The 20484-nt window shown below is 65.9% G+C and carries 21 protein-coding genes; 9 read left to right on the forward strand and 12 right to left on the reverse strand.

The genetic code is table 11. The features are described from left to right. Positions 1 to 197: 197 nt before the first annotated feature. From FB453_RS23820 to FB453_RS23840, 5 genes are all read right to left on the reverse strand, one after another. Positions 198 to 392, reverse strand: a complete 195-nt coding sequence (locus FB453_RS23820) for a DUF397 domain-containing protein (protein WP_145793547.1) — start codon at positions 390 to 392, stop codon at positions 198 to 200. Next, positions 385 to 1266, reverse strand: a complete 882-nt coding sequence (locus tag FB453_RS23825; RefSeq protein WP_145793550.1) for a Scr1 family TA system antitoxin-like transcriptional regulator — start codon at positions 1264 to 1266, stop codon at positions 385 to 387. Before FB453_RS23825 ends, FB453_RS23820 begins: the two co-directional genes overlap by 8 nt. Positions 1267 to 1646: 380 nt before the next feature. Then, positions 1647 to 3053, reverse strand: coding sequence for a hypothetical protein (locus FB453_RS23830; protein ID WP_145793552.1), 1407 nt, complete (start codon positions 3051 to 3053; stop codon positions 1647 to 1649). Positions 3054 to 3232: 179 nt separating this feature from the next. Then, positions 3233 to 3736 carry a hypothetical protein gene (locus FB453_RS23835; protein ID WP_145793555.1) on the reverse strand — a complete coding sequence of 168 codons (504 nt, stop codon included), beginning with the start codon at positions 3734 to 3736 and terminating at the stop codon, positions 3233 to 3235. A gap of 231 nt (positions 3737 to 3967) precedes the next feature. Beyond that, complete coding sequence (locus FB453_RS23840; RefSeq protein ID WP_145793557.1) at positions 3968 to 4984, reverse strand: EcsC family protein; 1017 nt, start codon at positions 4982 to 4984, stop codon at positions 3968 to 3970. Between the two features lie 290 nt (positions 4985 to 5274). On the opposite strand from FB453_RS23840, the gene FB453_RS23845 reads away from it, so the two are divergent. From FB453_RS23845 to FB453_RS34340, 5 genes are all read left to right on the forward strand, one after another. Next, complete coding sequence (locus tag FB453_RS23845; protein WP_145793560.1) at positions 5275 to 5817, forward strand: PASTA domain-containing protein; 543 nt, start codon at positions 5275 to 5277, stop codon at positions 5815 to 5817. Positions 5818 to 6242: 425 nt separating this feature from the next. After that, a complete protein-coding gene (locus FB453_RS34630) occupies positions 6243 to 6395 on the forward strand; it encodes an NUDIX hydrolase (protein WP_486480409.1) in 153 nt (50 codons plus the stop codon). Beyond that, entirely contained in the window at positions 6396 to 6587 is a 192-nt protein-coding gene (locus tag FB453_RS34635; RefSeq protein ID WP_222431394.1) for a hypothetical protein, read from the forward strand. A gap of 188 nt (positions 6588 to 6775) precedes the next feature. Beyond that, positions 6776 to 7270 carry an RNA polymerase sigma factor gene (locus FB453_RS23855; protein ID WP_486480419.1) on the forward strand — a complete coding sequence of 165 codons (495 nt, stop codon included), beginning with the start codon at positions 6776 to 6778 and terminating at the stop codon, positions 7268 to 7270. Continuing rightward, positions 7257 to 8027 (forward strand): hypothetical protein, encoded by a 771-nt coding sequence (locus tag FB453_RS34340; RefSeq protein ID WP_186718482.1) that lies wholly within the window; start codon positions 7257 to 7259, stop codon positions 8025 to 8027. Before FB453_RS23855 ends, FB453_RS34340 begins: the two co-directional genes overlap by 14 nt. Before the next feature lie 60 nt (positions 8028 to 8087). On the opposite strand, the gene FB453_RS23865 is transcribed toward FB453_RS34340, so the two are convergent. The 4 genes from FB453_RS23865 to FB453_RS23880 all read right to left on the reverse strand — a co-directional run bounded on the left by FB453_RS23865 (position 8088) and on the right by FB453_RS23880 (position 12751). Continuing rightward, on the reverse strand, positions 8088 to 9326 hold the full coding sequence (locus FB453_RS23865; RefSeq protein ID WP_145793568.1) for a S1 family serine peptidase: 1239 nt from the start codon (positions 9324 to 9326) through the stop codon (positions 8088 to 8090). Between the two features lie 465 nt (positions 9327 to 9791). Then, the gene (locus FB453_RS23870) at positions 9792 to 10949 is read right to left on the reverse strand and encodes a restriction endonuclease (protein ID WP_145793571.1); all 1158 of its coding nucleotides are present in this window, start codon (positions 10947 to 10949) and stop codon (positions 9792 to 9794) included. Positions 10950 to 10967: 18 nt separating this feature from the next. Continuing rightward, positions 10968 to 11840: an HNH endonuclease gene (locus FB453_RS23875; RefSeq protein ID WP_145793573.1), complete on the reverse strand. Its 873-nt coding sequence runs from the start codon at positions 11838 to 11840 to the stop codon at positions 10968 to 10970. Between the two features lie 11 nt (positions 11841 to 11851). Then, positions 11852 to 12751 (reverse strand): DUF6308 family protein, encoded by a 900-nt coding sequence (locus FB453_RS23880; protein WP_222431395.1) that lies wholly within the window; start codon positions 12749 to 12751, stop codon positions 11852 to 11854. 146 nt (positions 12752 to 12897) lie between these two features. Here FB453_RS23880 and FB453_RS23885 point away from each other — a divergent pair, with 146 nt between their 5' ends. From FB453_RS23885 to FB453_RS23895, 4 genes are all read left to right on the forward strand, one after another. Beyond that, positions 12898 to 13635, forward strand: a complete 738-nt coding sequence (locus tag FB453_RS23885) for a TauD/TfdA family dioxygenase (RefSeq protein WP_145793575.1) — start codon at positions 12898 to 12900, stop codon at positions 13633 to 13635. 61 nt (positions 13636 to 13696) lie between these two features. After that, positions 13697 to 14650 carry a tetratricopeptide repeat protein gene (locus FB453_RS34345; protein WP_186718483.1) on the forward strand — a complete coding sequence of 318 codons (954 nt, stop codon included), beginning with the start codon at positions 13697 to 13699 and terminating at the stop codon, positions 14648 to 14650. A 14-nt stretch (positions 14651 to 14664) separates the two neighbouring features. Next, entirely contained in the window at positions 14665 to 15465 is an 801-nt protein-coding gene (locus FB453_RS23890) for a protein phosphatase 2C domain-containing protein (protein WP_186718485.1), read from the forward strand. Between the two features lie 27 nt (positions 15466 to 15492). Then, complete coding sequence (locus FB453_RS23895; protein ID WP_145793581.1) at positions 15493 to 15936, forward strand: NUDIX domain-containing protein; 444 nt, start codon at positions 15493 to 15495, stop codon at positions 15934 to 15936. Between the two features lie 1035 nt (positions 15937 to 16971). Here FB453_RS23895 and FB453_RS23900 read toward each other — a convergent pair. From FB453_RS23900 to FB453_RS23910, 3 genes are read right to left on the reverse strand one after another with little or no spacing between them, the layout of a single operon-like run. Beyond that, positions 16972 to 17937 (reverse strand): hypothetical protein, encoded by a 966-nt coding sequence (locus tag FB453_RS23900; RefSeq protein WP_145793584.1) that lies wholly within the window; start codon positions 17935 to 17937, stop codon positions 16972 to 16974. Positions 17938 to 17996: 59 nt separating this feature from the next. Then, positions 17997 to 18989, reverse strand: a complete 993-nt coding sequence (locus tag FB453_RS23905; RefSeq protein WP_145793586.1) for a PE-PGRS family protein — start codon at positions 18987 to 18989, stop codon at positions 17997 to 17999. After that, entirely contained in the window at positions 18986 to 20374 is a 1389-nt protein-coding gene (locus FB453_RS23910; RefSeq protein WP_186718487.1) for a restriction system modified-DNA reader domain-containing protein, read from the reverse strand. The genes FB453_RS23905 and FB453_RS23910 overlap by 4 nt, the downstream gene beginning before the upstream one ends. Between the last annotated feature and the right edge of the window lie 110 nt (positions 20375 to 20484).

Consider the following 20484-nt stretch of genomic DNA (forward strand, 5'->3'; position numbering starts at 1 on the left):
CCTTTGCAGCGATCAACGGTAGAGAAGCGGCCGTGCAGATCGCAGCGGAGGGCGGCTGGATGATCGCGTACATCGGCAGGATGACGGCGATGTCAGTCGACCTCTACGTCTTGGTGAACCTGGCTGATGGGCGCTGGGCTTCTACTGCGACGGGAGCGCGTCCGGCGCGTTCGCCGGCTGCGCTCCCGTCGGGCGGATCAGTGTCCAGACTTGGTGACCCGGACGAAGCTGGTCCAGGCGGTGGGGGAGAAGGTGAGGGCAGGCCCGGTCGGGTCCTTGCTGTCGCGCACGGCGACAACGCCGGGCAGGTTGTCGGCAACCTCGACGCACGCGCCGTTGTTGTCACCGCTGCGGGTGCTCTTGCGCCACACGGCGCCGTTTAGCTCAGCCATTCTGGATCTCTCCAACGATCTTGTTGATCAGTTGCCTCGATTGTCCTCCATCGAGGGCCAGGGAATCGAGGCTGGACCAAACTCCTTCGTAGGACGCGATCTCGGCAGGTCGGTCGAGGTAGAGCGCGCCGGTCAACGACTCGCAGTACACGACCGACGGCTCAGGGACCACCCGGTTGCGGAGCGGAAAGTCCAGCATCATGAAGGTTCCGGCGAGTGCGCCGTAGTGCGGCCCGACGGATAGGGGCAGCACTCGGATGGAGACGTTCGGCAACTCAGTCAGCTCCAACAGATGCTTGAGCTGCTCGGTCATCGCTACCCGCCCGCCGATGTTACGAAGTAGCACCGCTTCGGAGAGGACTGAGTAGAGGGTTGGAGCTTTCGGCAACCTTCGAGTCAGGAGCGCCTTCCGCTGTCGCCGAACCGCGAGGACCTGCTCGAACTCCTCCTCACTCATGTCGCGGCGGTTTTGATAGACGCCCTGGGTGTAGGCGGGCACCTGAAGCAGGCCGGGCACCAGGGACTCGTCGTAGCCGCGCAGCTTCGATGCAACCGACTCCAGGCCGACGTACATCTCGAACCAATCCGGGATTGCCAGGCCGTACGAGTGCCACCAGCCCTTGGCCTTGGTTTCGTTGGCTAGGGCGGAGAGGGCGCCAGCCAGGACGGGCGTGGCCCCGTACAGCTCGCACATGGCCTTGACGTCGAGGGCGCGGACCGGGCCGAGGCCGGCTTCGATGCGCCACATCTTCTGCCGGCTGCACTGCATCGCCTCGGCCGCGCCGTCCAGCGTCATCCGCGCCTCGGTGCGCAGCTCGCGCAGCGCCCGCCCGAGCTGTCGTCGCGGCACTGTCGATCCCATGTCGTCGGCCATCGGCTCCCGTCCTCTCCACGTTGCATTTTGTTACATCCGAACGCCATCGGTGAAACGCGCGGCCGTTGCCGCCGAGAATCAATGTGATTGGGTGCTGTGACGCAAAGCGATTACGCGTCTGACCATACAAGACACCCTCGACAGTGGCCATGAACGCGCAATTTCCACGCGCGTCTAATCGGCGTACTGTCGAGGGTGGAATGGTGTTGGGCGAGGCACATGACCACACTCAGCACCTGGTGCCCGACCCCGTCGAGGCAGACGTTGCGGTCAGAGGCAGTAATGGGCGCGCAGCGGTGCGTCCCAGTTGAGCGGCCCAAGCTGCCACTCGTACCTTCTGATGCTTGCGGCAGGGTGTCCGGTGCGCCGGATGGCCCGCCTCATCCGCCGCTGTCCAGGACCCGGACGACCAGAACGGTGCCATCCCGCCCGAACGAGTACACGCTGCCGTCGGCCGGCAGCGCCGCTCGCCTGCCAAAGAAAATCGGGGCATCCCTGAGGTAGGCGCCGACCCGGCCGTCGGCCAGCTCGCGGTAGAGGCGGCTCTCCACGCCTCGGAAGACCTCCAGCACCCGGCCCCGGCCCAGGGGCGCGCGGTGCCGGGTGCCCTCCGCGGAGAGCCCGTTGGGCAGCTCGAACGTCGCGGCGCTGCTCGTCGCCCATGCCGGGTCCAGGTTGAACAGCGCCGGCTGGAGGGCGGCATCGTCCGTTCCGCGCTGGCGTGGCGTGGCATAGCCGCTGGCGGCTTCGCTGTTTCCGGCGAAGAGCAGGGCGGTGGCCGCCACGGCTCGGGTCAGGATCTGTGTGAACCAGGGGCGTTGTTGCTCGGGTATGTCGAAGACCTGGGGTGCGCCGGGCGGCAGCTCCTCGGCCAGGTCCGGCTCGGCGATGGTCTCGTCGGTCGGGGCTGGTACGACGGTCGGCGCCTGTCTCGCTTCCGTCTCGTCAGGGATGGCCGTGCGGGATCGCCAGAACTGGTCCTCGGGGCTAGTGCTCAACAGGCCGTCCAGTTCCTCGTCATCACCGGACCACAACTCGTCATCCCCGGGTGGATCGAGCACGTACGCGGTGATCCCGGCCTGGGTGAGGTGCGAGGCGACCATCAGCGACGGCGGGTGGTGCCCGCCCACCGCCAGCGCCTTTACCTGTACGGCGGCTCGGGCGAGCTGCCCGTGGATGAAGCTCGGCGGCCCGTGAGTGCCCTTGCACTCCAGGATCACGATCTTCATCCGCCTGTGGGTCTTCGTGGCGTGATGGCCAAGCAGGATGTAGTCCGGCCGCATCTTGGTCCGCGAGACGGACTCCACCGCGCCGCCGCCGTCCACGAAACCCGCCTTCAACGCCACCTCCGCGTCGACCGCGTGGAACGTCCAACCCCGATACTGCCGGCGAAGCAGGTTCTTTGCGACCACGAGCGCCAGGCCGATGCCCAACTGCTCGGACTGGGTCACCTTGTGGTGGTAGACGACCTCGTTGGCATCGGGCGTCAGAGCGAGACGCCCACCGTTCTTGGTCAGCGTGGCGCAGTAGCGGACGGCGGCCCAGTGCCGAGCCACCTGCGACAGCGGCGACGCGGTCAACAGGGTAGTGGCCACCCCCAGCTCGTGTAACACATGCGCGGGCGTGGTCCGCATGCCGCCCGTGCCGACGTCCACCGGGGTCAACGTCTTGTGGTGCCAGTACGCCTCGCGCTTCTTGGCGTGCGTCGTGGCGTACTGCCGTACGTCGTCAACGAGCTGAGCGGAGGAATTGAGTGCCAGCAGCGATGGGTAGCTCAGGGATTTCACGAGCGAATCAATCTCCACGGCCACCCCCGGTGCTGACGCACTGCATGAGCCAGGCACCCAGGGTGATCGAGGAATCTCAGAGTGTCAATGTCCTGCGATTGCGTCAGTTCGCTAGGTGGGCAGCCCGAAATACCGAGAGAAGTCGGCGTACGGGATGAATTGCTAGGCGTAGCTGCGGGTTACAACGAGACGATGACCGGCTGGACCTGGACGTTCTTGGTCAGCTGCTGCGGCGAGGGGACGGGCGTGCTGATGTTGACAGACGTGTTGTAGCCGTAGATGACGACCCCGTCGAGGTGGTTCGCGCCCGGCCAGTTCGACTCCAAGCGGACCGCCATCTGAGTGGGGAAGTTGGTCACCTCTTCGGCGCACGACCGAATGAGGACGACGCTCGGTTTGGCGGTCAGGTGGGTGGCCAGCATCTTGGCCAGCTTCTTGTAGGTCCAGCCCCAGTCCTTGGCGCCGGCTTCGGCGTCGCCGATCTCCTCGTCGTTGCCGTGCGCGCGGATGCACAGCGGCTCGCCCGCCTGCACCCCGGCCAGGTAGGTGGCCAACTGCCGATCCGCCTCGGCCTGAGTGAGCCCGGCGTCGATGGGCAGGAGCGCGCCCCACGCAGCCGCACCCGAATCGGGTCCTTCAGAATTGCCGCGTGTGTTCGGGTCCTGCGTCGCCACGATGAACATAGACATTCTCCTTCGCGCTAACCGCCTTGTGTGGACCGATGAGAGCAGATTAGTTGGTGGTCGAAGAACCAACCTGTCGTCTATCTGGCTTGACGGCTTTAAGCTGAGCGAAATCCCAATAGTGCAAATTGCGTACCGTCACATTGAACTTCTGCCAGTTAGCGGCCAAATGTCGCAGGGGATGCCTCCTTCTGGCCTGCCAACGCGGTGCGTTGTCCGAAGTGGACGGGATTACGTGGCGTCGGCCTCGGGGCCGTCGGCGTCCCGGTAGGTGGCCAATGCGGCCGGCAGCGGCAGCTCATACTTGTCGCACAGAAATCGGGTCTGGCAGTATCGCTGGGCGTCGGCGGCCACGCTGCCGAGGACTGCGGAATTCATCCCGGCACCGATGAGGACACCCACAAATGGCACGACCTTGGCGACGTTTTGCACGGGAACCTTGGCACCGGCCGGGCCCACGTGCTGCAGCAACTTCTCAAGGGCGGCCACGAGGCGATGGTCCGCGCGGAGCTTTTCAGACCATCTCACGCGTCCCTTGATCGCGCTGGCCGCTCGTGCGGTCTCGCGCAGCGGCCCCACCTTGGCCGCCTGTGCCATGAAGGACCGGTGTACCAGGCGTTCGATGAAGAGCTGCTCGGCGGGATCTTTAGCGTCGTAGCCGTAGGAGTACGCGATGCGCGACGCGATTGACGCGCTCAGGACCTGGATGACGAGGATGTCCGCGGTCATCGCGGCGGGGATCCCGGCGACGGGGACCATGGCGAGCAGGCCCATGGCGCCACCTTCGACGGCGCCGGCGGTCCGCCACCTGAGTGTGTTGCGGGTCAGGAGCCGGTCGCACACCCTGAGGTCCTGCTGCCGCAGCTCAGCGAAACTGCCGAGTTCGAGGCCACGCTTGCGCGCGACCTTCTCGACGCCCTTCGGGTCATTGAGCTCCAGGGCCCAGGCGTTGATCAGCTCAAGTAGCGCTGCCGCGGCTTCGGCCGCCGGTCGCAGGGCCATGCTGGCAACCGCGTCGCCCCCGCGACGGACCGGCTCCTTGATCCCCTCCGGCACAGCTCTGGTGGTCCGGCTCGCGACTTGTCGCGCGACGTCACCAGAGCGATCGAGCGCAGCACTCGCCCAGTTCGGCAGACTACGGCGGTTGTTGCGGCGCTGCCAGTGCTCGTTGAGCCTCTCCCACACCTGTCCTTCGTACGCGCTCATCGGGGTTGTGCCGTCGACGAGCGGGTCGGTGACAGTGCTCATCGAGGATCTCCATTCGACTGCGACGACTGGGACATGATGGCACTGTCGGTCGACACGTGGGTGTCCCCTTGCCGCCCGTAGTCAGAGGTTGCTGAGGCACGGCAAACGACCCGTTGGGGATGCGTCCCTGAGCGCTGGGCAAGCCACCGTCTGCATGAGGCGCAACCAGGCCGTTCGGCCCTCTGGAGGTCATCCGCAAGATCGGCAAATCTCTGCCGTACTCTGCCCCAACGCCGATCAGGGATCTTGCGTCGGCGCGAACCGTGTACAGAGATCAGGAGACATACCGAGTGACCAACCCCGTGACCCCCAACACGCCGCAGCCCGAGCACGCCGGCGGCTTCCAGCCCTCGCAGGCGGTTGCCTCCGTGAAGCCCAAGCTGGGCAAGGGAATGATCATCGGCCTCATCGTCGGTGCCCTCGTTCTGTTCTGCTGCGGAGTCGGTGTGGGATCGATCGGCAGCAACAGTGACGACAAGGCCACCGCCGAGCCGAAGGCTTCCGTGCCGGCCGTCTCGGAAGTCAGCGCCGCCCCAATCACCGTCGCCCCGACGACGACCGCGCCCACTACTGCCCCGGCCACCACGCAGGCGACGCCGCCGCCCGCGCCGACTACCGTGATCATGCCGAACCTGGTCGGGTCCAATGCGGCCATCGCCCAGGACAAACTCAAGCGGCTCGGCATCACCAACATCAAGCTTGGCAGCCAGGACGAGTCCGACACGCTGGTGATCCTGCCGGAGAACTGGACAGTGAAGAAGCAGTCCCAGAAGGCAGGTGCCAAGGTCGCGCTGGACGAGCTGGTGGTCCTCACCTGCACGAAGACGGGCTGATACAGCTGACGTCGACGATGGCGGCGGCCCCGGCTCGTCTACCGAGGCCGCCGCTGTCTTCCGTTCGGGGTCAGGAACCGACGTAAAGGCGGATCAGACTGAGGAAGTTACAAAGCTTCGCGACCCCTGCTGGGTCTACCGCGACTTGCTGACCGGGGAGTTATACCTCGATCGGGAGTCGGAGGTGGCCGCGTACGAGCAGGTCTGGGCCGGTCTCGACGCGGTGGCCGTGGTGGCGGTCATCGCCACGGCCAGCAACATCGCCAGCCAGAGCAGCGGCGTCGAGGGCCTCCGTCTCATGCTCGTGGCGTCCCGCGCGATCAGCGTCGTTTTCGGTACCGCCGTACCTGGTCGAGAGAAACCCGGGCTACGTCGAATACCAGCTACCGATCTCGGTCAAGCTCGTCATCGATCACCACGGCAATGTGCCGCTGTTGCGCAACGAGCGCGACGAATGGGAGCTGCCCGGCGGGAAGCCCGACGTGGGTGAGACACCTGAGGACGGCGTCCGCCGGGAAGTCGCCGAGGAGCTCGGGCTGACCATCACCGAGGTCGACATCATCGACTCCTGGGTCTAGGTGATCACGCCGATCCGGCACGTGTTCATCGTGAGCTTCGGCGCCACCTACGTCGGCGACGAGGCCCTCGTCTACTCCGCCGAGCACAAGGAGCTCAGGGTGTTCACGTACGACGAGGTGCCCCAGCTGCACATGCCCGACCCCTACAAGCGGACCATCCAGCGCTGGCGTGAGCGCCGGCTGACGACATAGCCAGGCTAATTTGTGTCGGCCTGACTCGTTCCTCCCGACCGAACAAGCCACCGCCACCACCTCGACGGCCGGCGGGGCGATGCTCTCGACGCCTGAGCGGCTTCATGCCCCAACCGGAGCGGCCCCTGGTTCGTCCAAGATACTGAGGACAACACCGAGGGGACCCTGTTGTGGCCGGTTGGGAGCAGGTGCTGACGGATCTCGTCAGCACCAGAGGCGCGGCGTTGAAGCGCTACGCCTACCTGCTGTGCGGCAATGACAGCGACGCCGAAGACCTGGTGCAGGACGCGTTGGTCCGGGCGTTCACCCGGCCGCGAAGCGACGAGATCGACAACCCCGAGCAGTACGTACGCAAGGCAGTACTCAACCTCTACCTCGACCGGGTCCGCCGGCGCGGCGTGTGGCGGCGGGTCATGCCGTTCGCGGTGGCGCCGGACCGGGTCGACGACGACTCATGTGCCGTCGATGCCCGACAAGATCTCAAGGCGGCGCTCCTGGCGCTCACCCCACAACAACGGGCGTGTGTCGTCCTCTATTACCACGTTGATCTGCCCATTCCGGAAATCGCCGCGCAACTCGGCTGCGCCGCCGGCACGGTGAAACGCTATCTGCACGACGCGAGACGCCGCCTGGCCGGGCTGCTGCACGACGACACGAGGGAGGACGACAGTGCCGTCCGATGACCGTCTTTGGCGGGACCGTCTGGCAACCCTGGCAGACCAGGCCGCTCCGCCGTCGTTCGCCACCGATCACCTGCGCGCACGCGTCCGGCGACGGCGCAACCTCCTGGCGGCCGGCGCCGGCGCGGCTTCGATCATGGTGGTCTCGCTGGTGGCGGTCGCCGCGGCCGGCGTCGTCGGGGGCGGTGATCCAATCACCGGTACGGGCGCAACGCCGGGGCCGTCGACTCCCACCGGGCCCACCGCCACCACCGAGAAGGAGCCTGCGGTGTACGTCTGCGGTGACCGCTACGACCACCCCGGTTCAACTCCGGGAGGCATCCTCACGGCAGAGGTGTCCTCGGTAGCCAAGGTGAGTGACGACTCGGGTCCCGCAATAACTGTGACATTCGCCGCCACGCGGGCGGTCCACGTGGCCTCCAGTCCGCCATCACTCCTTCAGGTGCTCTACCTGAAGGACGGCGTCATTGTCGGCGGAGGGCCGATGGTCAACAAGCCGGGCGCCACCAGCGGCCAGGGCGTCGACGCTATCCGAGATGGGTTCGATCTCGCTCCCGGCAAACCTCACGAACAGCAGCTCGGCCCGCGAGAGATGTTGTGCCCGTCCCTGACCTGGTCCGAGATCTGGGCCACACCTGATCGCTACGAGGTCGCGGTGGTGCTCGGCCCGGTCGAAGACCGCGGACAGGAGCTGATTCTCGGCGTTCCGCTCCCGCCCACTGTCGCCTCGCTGGTGGCGAAGGCAGCACTGCCGGGCTGAAACGACGCTCTCCCCGCAGGCCCTGTAGTCGGGGCTGCGGGGAGAGCGTCCGTGCAAGAGTCAGGGTGCGAGTGACATGCCAAGGATGTTGAAGATGGCCGGTGCCTCCGTCCACCTCGCCTTCGTGCCGCCACACTGGCTGACGATCCCACGAGCCTGACGAACGTTGGCACTGACGTTGAACACAAGTCCCCCGCTGTCGCCGGGCCGGCACGCCGTGATGCCGTCGCGCTGCAGGGCCTCGACGCCCCCGTGGGTGATGCCATTGGACCCCACCCAGGTGAGCCAACTGGTGGTCACCTGGATGCCGCACACGACACCAGAGGTGTAGCCCGTCTGGCAGACCCAGTCTCCGGTGTAGGAGAGAGCGGAGCTGGTCACGTCGTTGACCGTGTAGTTGCCCGACTTTCCGTCCCACGTCCGGCTCGCTGTCGTGCCCGTGGAGGAGGTGTCGATTGCCACCGCGTCGTAATAGTCGGAACGGGTGGTGGTAACTCCGATCTTGTTGCGTCCACCGCTCTCCCAGCCGGTGTAGATCGTCACGCTGTTGGCGAAGCAGTGCCCGGCCGTGATGAGGAATGATCGTCCGTCGGACTTTCGGCGCGCGGGCAGCCCAGATGTGCAGTCGTACCCGTTGCTCTGCGTTGTTCCCGATTTGCTCAGGGCCGCGCCGGAGATCCACTGCGGGGTATCGCGTCGTCGCGAAGCGTCGGTCATAGCGGAAGCCGGCTCGATGACGGTAGGAACGCCGACGAGGTCAGCGACGGGCCGCCGGGCGACGGCAGATGGCGTCAACGCCTCCGCAGCGCGTACGACATCCCGGGCACGAACCGTCAGGCCACTGCCGTCGGCGGGGACCGCCACGCTCTCGATCGACAGGTCCGTACGCTGCTGCTCGCTGATGAGTCGTTCACCCGCCGACTTCAACTCGCTGAGAGTGTGACGCCCCTGCTTCAGCTCGATCCGGTCGGCCTCGATCGTCGGATCGGTCTTCCTCACCGCAGCAAGGAAGCCCTTCGCCGCACCGAGATTCGTCAGATAGATCTTTACCGTTCCGGTCGTCCCGTCCAACTCGAGACCTGAGAAGACGTCGCTGTGAGAGGCGGCCCCGACCGCCCCGGCCGCATTCGCGATCTCCCGCAATGGCTGAAGCAGAAGGCCCTGCTCGGCGGGTGACATGGCCGCGATCTGCTGGTTCGTCAACTGAGGCGGATCGGCCGCCACCGCCGGGCCGCTCGACATTGCAGTAATTGCTACCAAGGTCGCCGTGATGACGGCAGTCCCCCGTGCTGTGGACATCCAGTTCCTCCTCGTTTTGAATGAGGAGGCAGAGCCTATTGGGCGATGACTGATCTCGATGCCCTGGAACGACTGACCCGTACAAAAGACGAACTGCACCAAATCATGCTGGCAGCGCGTGCCCGGTGCGGCGGCTTCAGTGCTACCCGTCAGCGGCGCGTACGACGAGGACGGTGCCGCCTCGGCCCAGTGAGAAGACCTCGCAGGTTGCTCTCCACGCCTCGAAACACCTCCAACGTCCGGCCGCCGGGTAGTGGCGCGTGGTAGCGGGTGCCCTCGGCGTGCAGGCCGTCGTGCAACCGCAGTGTCTTGGCGGTGCTCGACGTCCACGGCAGATCCGGCTCGAGCAGGGCTGGCTGCACCGGTGCTTCCGGCTCCCCGCGTTGCCGAGGTGTGGCGTACCCGCGGGCCGCAGCGTTGTCGTCTCCCTGTGGTCGGAGCGGAGCTCTGAACCTGATAGCGCCGTCACAGCATCCGCCTCACCTGGCTCAGGGCGTCCCGCACCACCTTGTACGTGTCTTCCCGCCGCCGGTCGGCGGGTGGGAGGACGTCACCAGCGTCGAGCGTGCGGCTTGCTCCGATGAGAAGGGGCGCAGCAGCACCAGCGGCCTGCCGGGCTGCGGGCCGTCTGGACTGGGTGCGCTTCTGCATCAGCGCCGTCAGCCGCTCGATCTCGCGGCGTAGTTTCTTCTGCTCCTGTCGGTACCGGTCGGCGCGCGCCTGCGCGAAGAAGCCCAGCCTCTTACCAGCGGCCGGTCGCGCGGCTCGCTCCAGATCGTGTGCGGCACTGTTCTGCCCCACGACCTGCCCGTCGGTGGAGTAGCTGAACAGCGCCATCCTTGTCGCCATTGCCCATTCCAGCGCGGCGACCGTGTAGCCGTAGTGGCTGTAGAACACAGGTTGTGCGCCCGCAGCCTGCGCTACCCCAAACAGGTCACGAAGCGGAGGCTGCCCCACCGGCTGGGTCCAGTGCTTCACTTGTGCGACGACACCTACGGCCTGCACGTCGACGCCGGCATCAGCGCCGGCTTGGGTCGGGCGGGCATCGTGGTAGCCAAGATGTCGAAGGTGCCACACCGCGAGCTGCTCGGCCTCTCTCCAATCTGTCGCCGTAGGGCCGAACGACGGTTGGTCCGGCTGGCCGGTGGGGTCACGGCCGGACTGGCCTGCCGGTGGCACAAAGCCACCGCGCCGACCGGCTTCCGGCCCGGAATGAGGCCTCTGAGTGAGGGGCAGGGCACGCTGCAGACGTTCGGCGGCGCGGGCGGGCACATGGTGGATGTGAAGCTCGCCTTGGGACCCGTGCAGTACCAGGGATCGGTAGACCCCTAATGGCTCCTGATCGACGGCGAGCGTCAGTGACTCGGTGGACGCCTTGAGCTGGACCGGTCCCGCACCTCGGAAGGCGTGTCCGAGGTTGGCACGGAAGCCGACTGAAACCACCTGCACCTGGCCTTCGGTCACCACCACGACCAAAGGATCGGCACCCTGTCGACCTCGTGCCAGGGCTTTCACCGATGTGGCCTGGCCGATCGCGTCTAGGACGTAGTGGCTGTCGGAATCCTGGCAGCCTGATTCGGCAAACAGTGGCGCCGTGCGCGGATCACGTGACAGCAGCGACATGACGGGCAGCAGTCCGTTCTACCGTTCGGTCCGGCTGTCGCGCCCGTGCCGGCCGATCAGGTGTAGGTGTGCGGCGAGGCGGCGCTTTGAGGGTTGGTCTTGAGCCCGAGAGGGAAGGCTGAGGCGCTTGCCGTGGAGCTTTGCATAGGACGAGCCGGCGAGGCCTTCGGAGATGACGAGTTTGCTCTCCTGGTTGACGCCGATGAGATGTAGATCGAAGAGCGTGTGCAGGTCTGCGCGAAGAAGTAGTCCGTTGGTGATCAGGTTGCTGTGCGATCCCATGTACCCGTCGATGTGCGCCGCCTCTAGGACTTCCACGGCCCGCTCACCCGTCACGGCGCACCGCCCGCCGTAGGCGCCGAGCAGACGTTGCCGAAAAGCGTGCTGCCCTTGCCGTTGGACGATTGCCCGCAGAGTACGGAGCCGGGTGTCTTCCCCAGGGCTTGGCTCGGAGTCCAGATCGGGAAGCGCCATGCGCTGGGTCGTCAGCCAGCCGTCAAGCGCCTCTGCGGTGTGCTGGTTCGCTCGGACGGCTGCCCTCTGCGCGATCTGGCCGAACGCCGACCGTGGGATCGGGTCGCGCATCAGGCGCTGCGTAGCATCAAGGTTCCAGACCAGCGATGCGTGCCAGAAGTCGCCGTCGAAGTCGATGTCGATGGCCTGAGCAAGTCCGCAGATGTACTGGTAGGGGGTCGATGCGTACACCCAGATGGCGTCACCAGGACGCATCTGACGGAAGCCGGTCCCCAAGACCCACCGATCAACCTCGCTGCGACTCTGCTGGATGTCGTTGAGCAGCTGCTGCGGTGAGACCTCGGTGTCTCCGTTCCTGGTGTCGAGGTAGTAGTTGCTCTTCTCGTTCGTCGGGTAGATCCAGTGAACGACCTGCATGGTTCTCCGTCCTACAGGTCGCGATCCTTACCTTCGCGCCACGCGATCACGTCGAGGATGCGCAACGCGCTGACCTCCGCCGGAAGATGGGCCGCGTCGCGTAGGCGCAGTAGCCGTCGGTGCAACGCGAGATCATCGGCGCGCAGTGCCACGCGCAACGGCTCCCACTGGGCTGGCACCGTGTCCGTCACGGCAGCGACCACCGAGTCCCAGATGGGACGCAGGCGCGGCCGCTTCCGCGCCAGTAGCTTCGACGCGATGGTCGTACCGACGCCCGGGATGGAGCGGAGCGCATCCATGATCCGCCAGCCAGCCCAGGTGTGGCCGGGGAGTTTGTCCTCGTTGGTCAGGTCACGGTCGGGGCCGAGGTCGACGAGCAGACCCGAGAACTCGTCCGCGCGGTCACGCAGCAATGCCCGTACCGCTGTCTTCGGTGCCTCGACGGAGAGGAACTTGATCGCAATCAGGTCATCGGCCGTGAAGTGCATGGGGTCGCTACCGGTTGCCCAAGTGTCGAAGTGTGCGCCGTCGGCGCAGCCGATGCTGAGGTGCGGGTCACCGTAGTAACGCTTCAACAGGGCAATGGCGGCAGCATCGTCGGATGTCTGGAGCGCTTCAGGTAGCCGGAACGTCACGATCGGACCCTGCCAGCAGTGGCCGAGCGTGTCTATGGACCGAACGGCGCACCGTCCTGCGTCCAAGGCGACGTGCCGGGGCATGGCATAGCCACTGGCGGAGGCGATGGTCCCGGCGGAAAGCAGGTCGGTGGCCGCCACGGTGCGGGTCAGGAGATGTTCCGGTCTGGCGGTTGATTGACCTGAGCCGCTTACGCGGCCGATGTTCACCGAGCCGACATCGTCATTGTGCGATTCCCAGAAGCGAGAATGGCGCGCAGAATCTGAAGTGGACATACGGCTGAGCCGACCTCTAGCAACTGTCGATACGTTGGTCAGAGTGGGGTACGGGAATTACACGGGCATCCGCGCCGGTCGTAGCTTCCGGTGGCTGTCGAATGGGACGAGCCTGAGGACCGGCTGCAGGTAGGTGGGCGGGGCGGATGCTGTTGGTGCAGGTGGGCAGCAAGGTCGAGGTGCGCCCGGAATTGTTGCCCGGCACTCTCGCCCGCGATGGCGTCGTCCTGATCCAGCAGGGGTCTGTTGCGGAGGTCGGGGCGCTTCTCCACGGCTGGACAGTCCCCGTTGACCATCCTCATCAGCTAGTAGAGGGATTCACTTTCATCACGCCGCGTGCTCGTCCCGACGTTGCCGACAACGAAGCCGGCTTCACCGATCTGCCCCTGTCACCGCACACCGATCGCAGCTTGCACGTGCAGCAACCCAGTGTGCTCGCCACGCTCATGCTCGCCCCGGCGAGAGCCGGAGGAAGCGCAACCCTGGTGGACGGCGCTCAGGTGTTGACGATGCTCCGACATTGGGCCGAGGATACCGCGATCGCTAGTCTGCGGCTGAGGACGACGACCGGCCACCCCGGCCCACCCGTCATCGGCTTCACCCCCGGATACGCCCGCATCCGCTACCGCGACGACCGGATCGCCCACCCGCACAGCACCGACGGGCATACGGATCTCGTAGCCGATCTTCGTCGACTGATCACTGCAGCGGCCCGATCCCGGCACTTAGGCGCAGGTGACGGTTACCTCTTACACAATCACCGCTTCCTGCATGGGCGCACGGCGTTCACCGGGGATCGGAGCCTGGCGCGTTTCCTGGCGAGAGTGGACAGCGACCATCCGTACGCCTGGTTGAACCGGGGGTTTTCGATTGCGAGTTCCTAGACCTCGTGCTGCAGCGGCCCCACCACATAGCCGTGCGCGACTCGTCGCCGCACTGTCGAAGGTGCCGCCATCGTCCGACGCCGCCTTTCCGCAGGCAATCCGAGCCGTTGTCGAGGCGTACCCCGACCCTGAGCCGCTGCTGCGCGCCGTTCTCGACGATCGCACCATTCGCAGGCGGCCCCGGTTTGCGGCACTCTACGCGCTCCTACTGCGGTTACGGCGCGAGGAGCGCCACGCCGAGTACGGATCTGTCGTCCGAGATCATGAGGACGAGTTTGGAGCGGAGCCCTACTTCCACACCTTTCGCGCGATCGTCGCCCGGGCCAAGGGTGACCTCGCCTCGCTTCGCAGCTCGGTTGAATACTCCCGTCAGGCGGTCGCGTCCATGCCTGACGTGGCGGCGGTGGTCCACCAGTTGGCGGCGTTCTGGGTCGAATACCTCGAACGTCTGGAGGACCCCGGCCCCGCGCGTGACCTCGACGAGGTGGAGCGGCACGTCGATCGAGCGATCACCCTGACCCAGGGCCGTATCGCCCACTACTACGAGACAAAGGGGCGGGTGCTGGCACTGCGAGGGGAGTTCGAGGCGGCGAGGACTGCCGTCGCGCAGGCCATCGAGCTCGAGCCACGAACCTCCCGGGACCACCTGCGCCGGCTTACCCAGTACCAGTCGAGTCGTATTCGGATCGATCTGATGCAGGAGCGCGCGCGATGGGCCCAGGCCCACGCCCGCTTCCGCACCGAGTTGACCGAGTTCAAGGGGCAGCAACTGCAACTCCTGGGTCTGCTGGCAGCCGTGGTGGCGTTCATCGCCACCGCCAGCAACATCGCCAGCCAGAGCAGCGGTGTGGAGGGTCTTCGCCTCATGCTCGTGGCGTCCGGCGCGATCAGCGTCGTTTTCGGTACGTTTTCCCTCGTCAACAACAGCCGCGTTCGCCGGGTGATCGCAGCGGTCGTCATCGGGTGCGCCATGATCGGGGCGGGAATGTTCGTGCCGGCCTCGTGGATGTCATGAGAGTTGGACCAGCCATGAAGGTAGGAGAAGCGATTACCTCCGCCGGTGGTACGCGGGCGAACGAGGACCGCGTCGGCCACCGCGGCACCCTCGCCTGGGTCATCGACGGCGCCACCGACGTGTACGACGACACCGTGCTGCCCGCTGACAGTGACGTGCAGTGGCTTGTCGACCGCATCGGTGAACGGTTGACCGGAGCCGGCCTCGACGAGTACCGAGGCTCGGCTGTCGCACTGCTGACGTCGATCGCCGATGACGTGGCCCGCGAGCAGGCGGCCCTGTCGTTCCCCGCGAGCAGGGTGCCACCCGCCTGCTCCATAGCGGTCTGCGTCGACCAGGGCACCGGCTACGACCTCGCCCGCATCGGCGACGCCACCGTCGTTGTCGACGGCGCTCACCCGACGGTCCTGTCCACCGGCTACTTCGACCGTCGTGAAGCTGCGGCGGTGGCGACGAACGAACGCGAGGCGGCCCAGGTCATCGCGGCGATGCACCAGCGCCGGCTACAAACGATGACCTCCGGTGATGCCGAGTCGGTCTTCTCCGGGCACCCAAATCGCCAGCTTCGCCCACACACCGCTGCCGGCGAGTGGATGCACACCGACTACATACTGCTGTGCACCGATGGCTTCGCTCGTCTGGTCACAGACTATGGGCTCTACCGCTCATGGACCCAGGTGATCCCCGACGCGCGCGATCGGGGGCTGCACTACTTGGAGAAGCTGATCCGGGACGCGGAAGACGACCCCGACAGTGGCGGCGGCCGGTTCAAGCGGGCCGACGACATCGCTGCCCTCCTGTTGACCGCGACCTGACGCCGCATACATGGAAGGGTTTCCCGCATGACGGAACTACCGCCGTACCTGGTTGAAAGAAACCCAGGGTATTTCGAGTACCAGCTACCGATCTCGGTCAAGCTGGTCATCGATCACCACGGCCGAGTGCCACTGCTACGCAACGAGCGTGACGAGTGGGAGTTGCCTGGCGGGAAGCTCGAAGTGGGCGAAACGCCCGAGGACGGCGTCTGCCGGGAAGTCGCCGAAGAGCTCGGGCTGACGATCACGGAGGTCGACATCATCGACTCCTGGATCTACGAGATCACGCCGATCCGGCACGTGTTCATCGTGAGCTTCGGTGCTATCTACCTCGGAAACCAGGCGCTTGTCTACTCTGCGGAGCACAAGGAACTCGGCGTGTTCAGGTATGACGAGGTGCCACAGCTGCACATGCCCGAGCCCTACAAGCGGACCATCCAGCGCTGGCGTGAGCGCCGGCTGACGACATAGCGAGTTCGGTTTGCGGGCAGCTCGACTACGGGCTTAGGAGCAACGGCATATCCCCAGAAGTGACGGCACCACCCCACAGGCGAAGCATTTCTCCGGCTGAGGAACACGTACAACCGGGGCGGGAACGGGCGCCGGCCGGCTGCGGACCGGTCGTTTGGGCCGCGGTTGCTGAAGGGCCGCTTCCACCTGCTTCACAGTCGCCATCGGCCAGCCGCGCCCCTGCACCTGTCTGGTCAGCTTCTTCATGGCGAGCTGCGGATACTTTGCCCGCATGGCGTGAGCCACCTCGGTGAGGGACTGCTTTCCTCGTGTGGCCGCCGGGGATGTCGCCGTAGGTGGACTGACTATGGTGATGGTGCCGCGGGACTTCTGGTGTTTCTGCTTCGGTGCAACTTCCTGTGCTTCCGAGGGACGACCGGGAGACCGCTGTCGCCGGGGCGGAGCAGGATTGGCGCGCAGAGCTTCGCGGATCTGGTCAACAGAAACTTGTGGCCAGCCGTCCTGCCGCAGATGCCGGGCGATCGTCGAGTCCTTGATGTTGGGCGTTCGGTTCCGAAGGGCGCGGGCTGCGTCTGCCAGGTCGCGCTGCGTGGGTTTGGCTCGGCGACCGGCGTTCCCCGAGGTGATCCTGGAGGCGGATCCACGCGAGGGGCGGATGGAGCCCTCGCGACTTGCGGGTTGAAGTCGGTCGAGCCAGACATCAGGCGTACGGTCGGGCTGGTCGTCGTTTTCCCAGTCATGCCGGGAATCGGACGAATCTCGACCCTCCGCATTGGTGTACCAGTCGCTGATGGTTCGTCTGATTACCACGCCGCCTCCGATACCGTCGGACCGGGATCTGGCCACAGAAGAGCCGAACGCATGGTCGCCTGCGCCATGCAAGGAACTCGATGCTATTGACGGTAGAGTTGCCCCCGGAATTGGCCGTTCGTCCTAGTCAGGTGACAAATGGTTGACTGCGATGGAAGTTTGACGGAGCCCGGAGGTGACTTTGTGCTATCAGATTCGCTTTGAGAACGACTCCCGGCAGAAGCCTTACGTCGATTGCCGCTTGATTCGTTCGACGATCGACGCCGCGCGGTAGCCCGGCAACTCGACCCGCAGCACCTGCGCAAACTCCTGCCGTAGCGCTGCCAGGTCGACCTGCCGCCCGGCGAGTTCCGCGCACAGGTCGGCCAGCGGCCACGACGCGTAATGTCCGTATCGAGCGGCGTAGACGGCCACCGAATGCAGGGCGAAGGCGTCGGAGTAATCCAGCAGCACGTACCCCAGCAACTGGTCCAGATCCTCCCGGCTCAGCACCGCGGCCCGGCTGCCGTCCGCCCGCGGCCTGGCGCCCTGCCGAGCCTTGAAGTCCACCAGCGTTCCGCCGACGATCAGATCCGCGTCGGCGTGGATGTCGGCGCTGCCGTCGAAGGTGGAGCCCGTCGATACCGGCCCAGCGGGCAGTGCTGGTAGCAGACACTCGACAGCGACATCTCGCATCGCAGCCAGGTCGGTGACCTCGTCGGCTTCGGCCAGCGCGAGTAGGTCCGCCGCGCTGCTGTGCGGGCCCAGTCGCATCAGGCGGGAGCCGTCGACGCGGCGCGCCCGGCACAGTTCTGCCAGCAGAGCCAGCGCATACGACACTCTTGCCCACCACTCGTCCGACCGGTCACCGAACCCGGCCGGGCGGACCGGACCGAGGTGAATGCCGCTGTTGTCGACCGCGCCGAGATCGTGCAGCAGTTCCAGTCCAGCCCGTCCGCACGGTGCTCGCCCCGTCTGCAGCCCGTCCACCGCGAGACTGACCGAAGGGGCCGGGTCGATCAGGAACCGCAACCACCAGTCGATGGCAGCGCCCTGCGTCCCGTGCGCGATCCCCGTGGGCGGGAGCACCCTGGCTGGTCCGGCTGCCTCCCGGTAGTCGGCCTGCACGTCTTGATGGTGCGGAAACGTCGACCGCAGCCAGCGAGCCACCGGGCTCTTGGTGTCCTTCACCTCACTGGTCAGCGCGGACAAGGTCCCACCTCGGCTCGTTTGGAAAGGGATGCGGGCGACGTTGTGCGGTCGCTTGTCCCTCATGTGATTGCCGGGCCGATTGTCGGCAGCAGATTCGTGAGGTTGACCAGTTCGACATGCTTAGCGGGCCCGGCGGTGAAGTCGCGGATTGTCATCTCGACCGAACCGAACTCCTCGTTGAACCGCTGGCGAAGGTTGGGCGAGGACCGTCCGAGCGCCCAGGCGGCTGATCCCTTGCTGGTGCGCAGGTAGCTGATGGGCAGAGGGCCGGACACGAAGAGTTGGGCCTTGCGCGGCGGCCCAGCAAGGGTGAGATGCACCAGGTCTGCGAAGACGCCGCGCTTGCGCATGGTGTCTCGGCCTTTCCACACCGCCATTTTGAACTCGGCAACGCGGCGATCTGTCTCCAGGTCGAACAGCCGCCCTGGATCATTGCCGGCAGCCAGCGACGGTCTCCGGAGCACCCGCTCGCCGTCCTCAAGGATCAACGGAAGGACTTGGGTGATCACGGCTGCGTGGATGACGTCGCTGAGCCGGCCGGCGTGCTTTCGAACCTGCAGGGCGGCGTGCAGTACGTCGAATCCCAGCTCGGAGGTGGCGGCCACCTCGGCCGCGGCGTCCCGGTCGACGCCGTGCAGGTCGGCCTCCAGCGTGGCGATCCGCGAAGTGAGGTCGCCGGCACTGATGAACGTCAGCAGGGTCAAGAAGGCCGCCGCCGGCGAATGTTCGTCCGCGCCAAGTGCGGGTGTTGTCGGCAGTTGGCTTGGGCCTCGGGGTTGAGGAGGAGTGACCCCTTTCCGATCGCGCTCGGTAGGCAGCGGGCTGGTCAAGAACCCCAGTGCGCGTAGGTGGCGTACCGCGATGTGGGAGGTGAACGCGTTGCGGGGGACCGCGATCGCCACCTCGAAGGCCTGCTTGACGGCCCACCGGACCCCGTCGACGTCGACCCAATGATCCCGGACATCTTCCTGAGACTGCCCGCGCAGTCGCGACCGGACCGTGTCGGCGTCGATGCGGTACCGCCGTCCGTTGAGCTGAAAATCGTGGGTCATGACCCGCTGTGCCTGCGGATCGTCCTCAGGAAGTTCTGGATCATGTCCACGTCCCCGTCTCTGATGGCGTCCTTACTGAAGTGCATCACGCGGTTACGAATTGCACCGATCTCTTTGAGGCGATTCACGAGGCGTTTACGTTCCAGTCTCCAGCCGAGTTCCTTCCAGCATTCCGTGTTCCCGAGTACCGTCTGATAGTGCGAGATTGACATCTTGTCAAGTCCGTCGAAGGCAAGACCAGTGTGGACACAAACATCACGGATCCTGGCTTCGTCGAACGAATCTAGGATCAGCTCGTGCAGCTCTCGGTCGATCTCGCCGATGAGAATGAAGGGAGTCGCGGTCTGGTGGTAGGTGCGGACGACGTCTGCGGCGGTGATGATGCCGGCGATCTTCCGCTCGTGGTTCCGGACGAAGATGAACTCGTAGTTCAGCAGCGTATGGAGTACGTCGATCAGGCGGCGGTCATATTCGAAAACCTGAACGTCGGGATCGATCGCGTCGCTGAACGTCGCATCGGGGTTCTGCGCCCTAGCCTTGGTGATGGTCTTCCACGACACGACGCCATGGATCTTGTAGGGGTTGGCCAGGACCGGAAGTTGAGAAAAGTCGTCCAACTCCATGGCGGTGATGGCCTCGTCGAAGGTTGAGGTCGGCGTCACCCACACCAGGCGGCTTCTGCTTGGCAGGAGATTGCCCAGCGTCAGACCGATGGTGCCACCTGTCTCCTCATCCACCCCGTTCATCGTCTCCTCGGTCGTATCGCCCGGCTCGTCCGAGGTTGGCGGCTGTGCCATGCCGAATCGGCGGATCTGCACTGTCTGGTCAAGGTCAACAGCGTTGAAGTCCGGAACCGTGGTCAAGCCGAAGTTGGCCAGGTCGGTCATGATCTGAGGTGCCGCCTCGCTGTCCCGGCCCTCGACCCCCCACAGCCCGATGAGTTCACGGACCGTCATTGCCGTGGGTGTGCCCGCCTCGGCAGCTTGTCTGGCTGCCTCCAGGGCCGCCATGCGTCGCCCCACTGCTTCCGCTCTGGGCTCATGGCGGACCGTCACCTCGGCGGCGACGCTCTTGATGAGCTGAAGGCGAAGTTCGCCCAGAAACGGGCCGTCTGGCCCGACCCGCCATACCTCCCAGCCTGGCGCCGCGACCAGATCGGCAACGGCGGCGGCCGCTCCTGAGGGGGTGCCGAACTCCCGCCCGTCGGTCAGACGCAGTCGCCCTCGCTCCGTGACCGTCGCCTGGTGCGGATCCGCCCCGATGTATTGGCGGAAGCTCAGGACCCTGCCGGGTTTCAGCAAGCCCGCGTTCATGAGGTCGGAGATGCGGACCCGGCGTCCGTTGAGCAGGACCTCGCGGCGCGTCCGGGTGGGGTTGGGGGGCATGGGTGCGGAGCCTAGGCGGTGATCGACGCCGACTGGTGTCGCGAATCCGACTCGGCGCTGTAGGGGGCTGTCGAGCAGGTCAACCCCGGTAAGGGGTGAAGTAGCATGCG

It is taken from the genome of Micromonospora sp. CNZ322, from assembly GCF_007827755.1.

What these genes read in the sequence shown, in the direction of transcription:
- FB453_RS23820 (WP_145793547.1), bottom strand. Translation starts at nt 392, where the DNA reads ATGGCTGAGCTAAACGGCGCCGTGTGGCGCAAGAGCACCCGCAGCGGT.
- FB453_RS23825 (WP_145793550.1), bottom strand. Translation starts at nt 1,266, where the DNA reads ATGGCCGACGACATGGGATCGACAGTGCCGCGACGACAGCTCGGGCGG.
- FB453_RS23835 (WP_145793555.1), bottom strand. Translation starts at nt 3,736, where the DNA reads ATGTTCATCGTGGCGACGCAGGACCCGAACACACGCGGCAATTCTGAA.
- FB453_RS23840 (WP_145793557.1), bottom strand. Translation starts at nt 4,984, where the DNA reads ATGAGCACTGTCACCGACCCGCTCGTCGACGGCACAACCCCGATGAGC.
- FB453_RS23865 (WP_145793568.1), bottom strand. Translation starts at nt 9,326, where the DNA reads ATGTCCACAGCACGGGGGACTGCCGTCATCACGGCGACCTTGGTAGCA.
- FB453_RS23870 (WP_145793571.1), bottom strand. Translation starts at nt 10,949, where the DNA reads ATGTCGCTGCTGTCACGTGATCCGCGCACGGCGCCACTGTTTGCCGAA.
- FB453_RS23875 (WP_145793573.1), bottom strand. Translation starts at nt 11,840, where the DNA reads ATGCAGGTCGTTCACTGGATCTACCCGACGAACGAGAAGAGCAACTAC.
- FB453_RS23880 (WP_222431395.1), bottom strand. Translation starts at nt 12,751, where the DNA reads ATGTCCACTTCAGATTCTGCGCGCCATTCTCGCTTCTGGGAATCGCAC.
- FB453_RS23885 (WP_145793575.1), top strand. Translation starts at nt 12,898, where the DNA reads ATGCTGTTGGTGCAGGTGGGCAGCAAGGTCGAGGTGCGCCCGGAATTG.
- FB453_RS23890 (WP_186718485.1), top strand. Translation starts at nt 14,665, where the DNA reads ATGAAGGTAGGAGAAGCGATTACCTCCGCCGGTGGTACGCGGGCGAAC.
- FB453_RS23895 (WP_145793581.1), top strand. Translation starts at nt 15,493, where the DNA reads ATGACGGAACTACCGCCGTACCTGGTTGAAAGAAACCCAGGGTATTTC.
- FB453_RS23905 (WP_145793586.1), bottom strand. Translation starts at nt 18,989, where the DNA reads ATGACCCACGATTTTCAGCTCAACGGACGGCGGTACCGCATCGACGCC.
- FB453_RS23910 (WP_186718487.1), bottom strand. Translation starts at nt 20,374, where the DNA reads ATGCCCCCCAACCCCACCCGGACGCGCCGCGAGGTCCTGCTCAACGGA.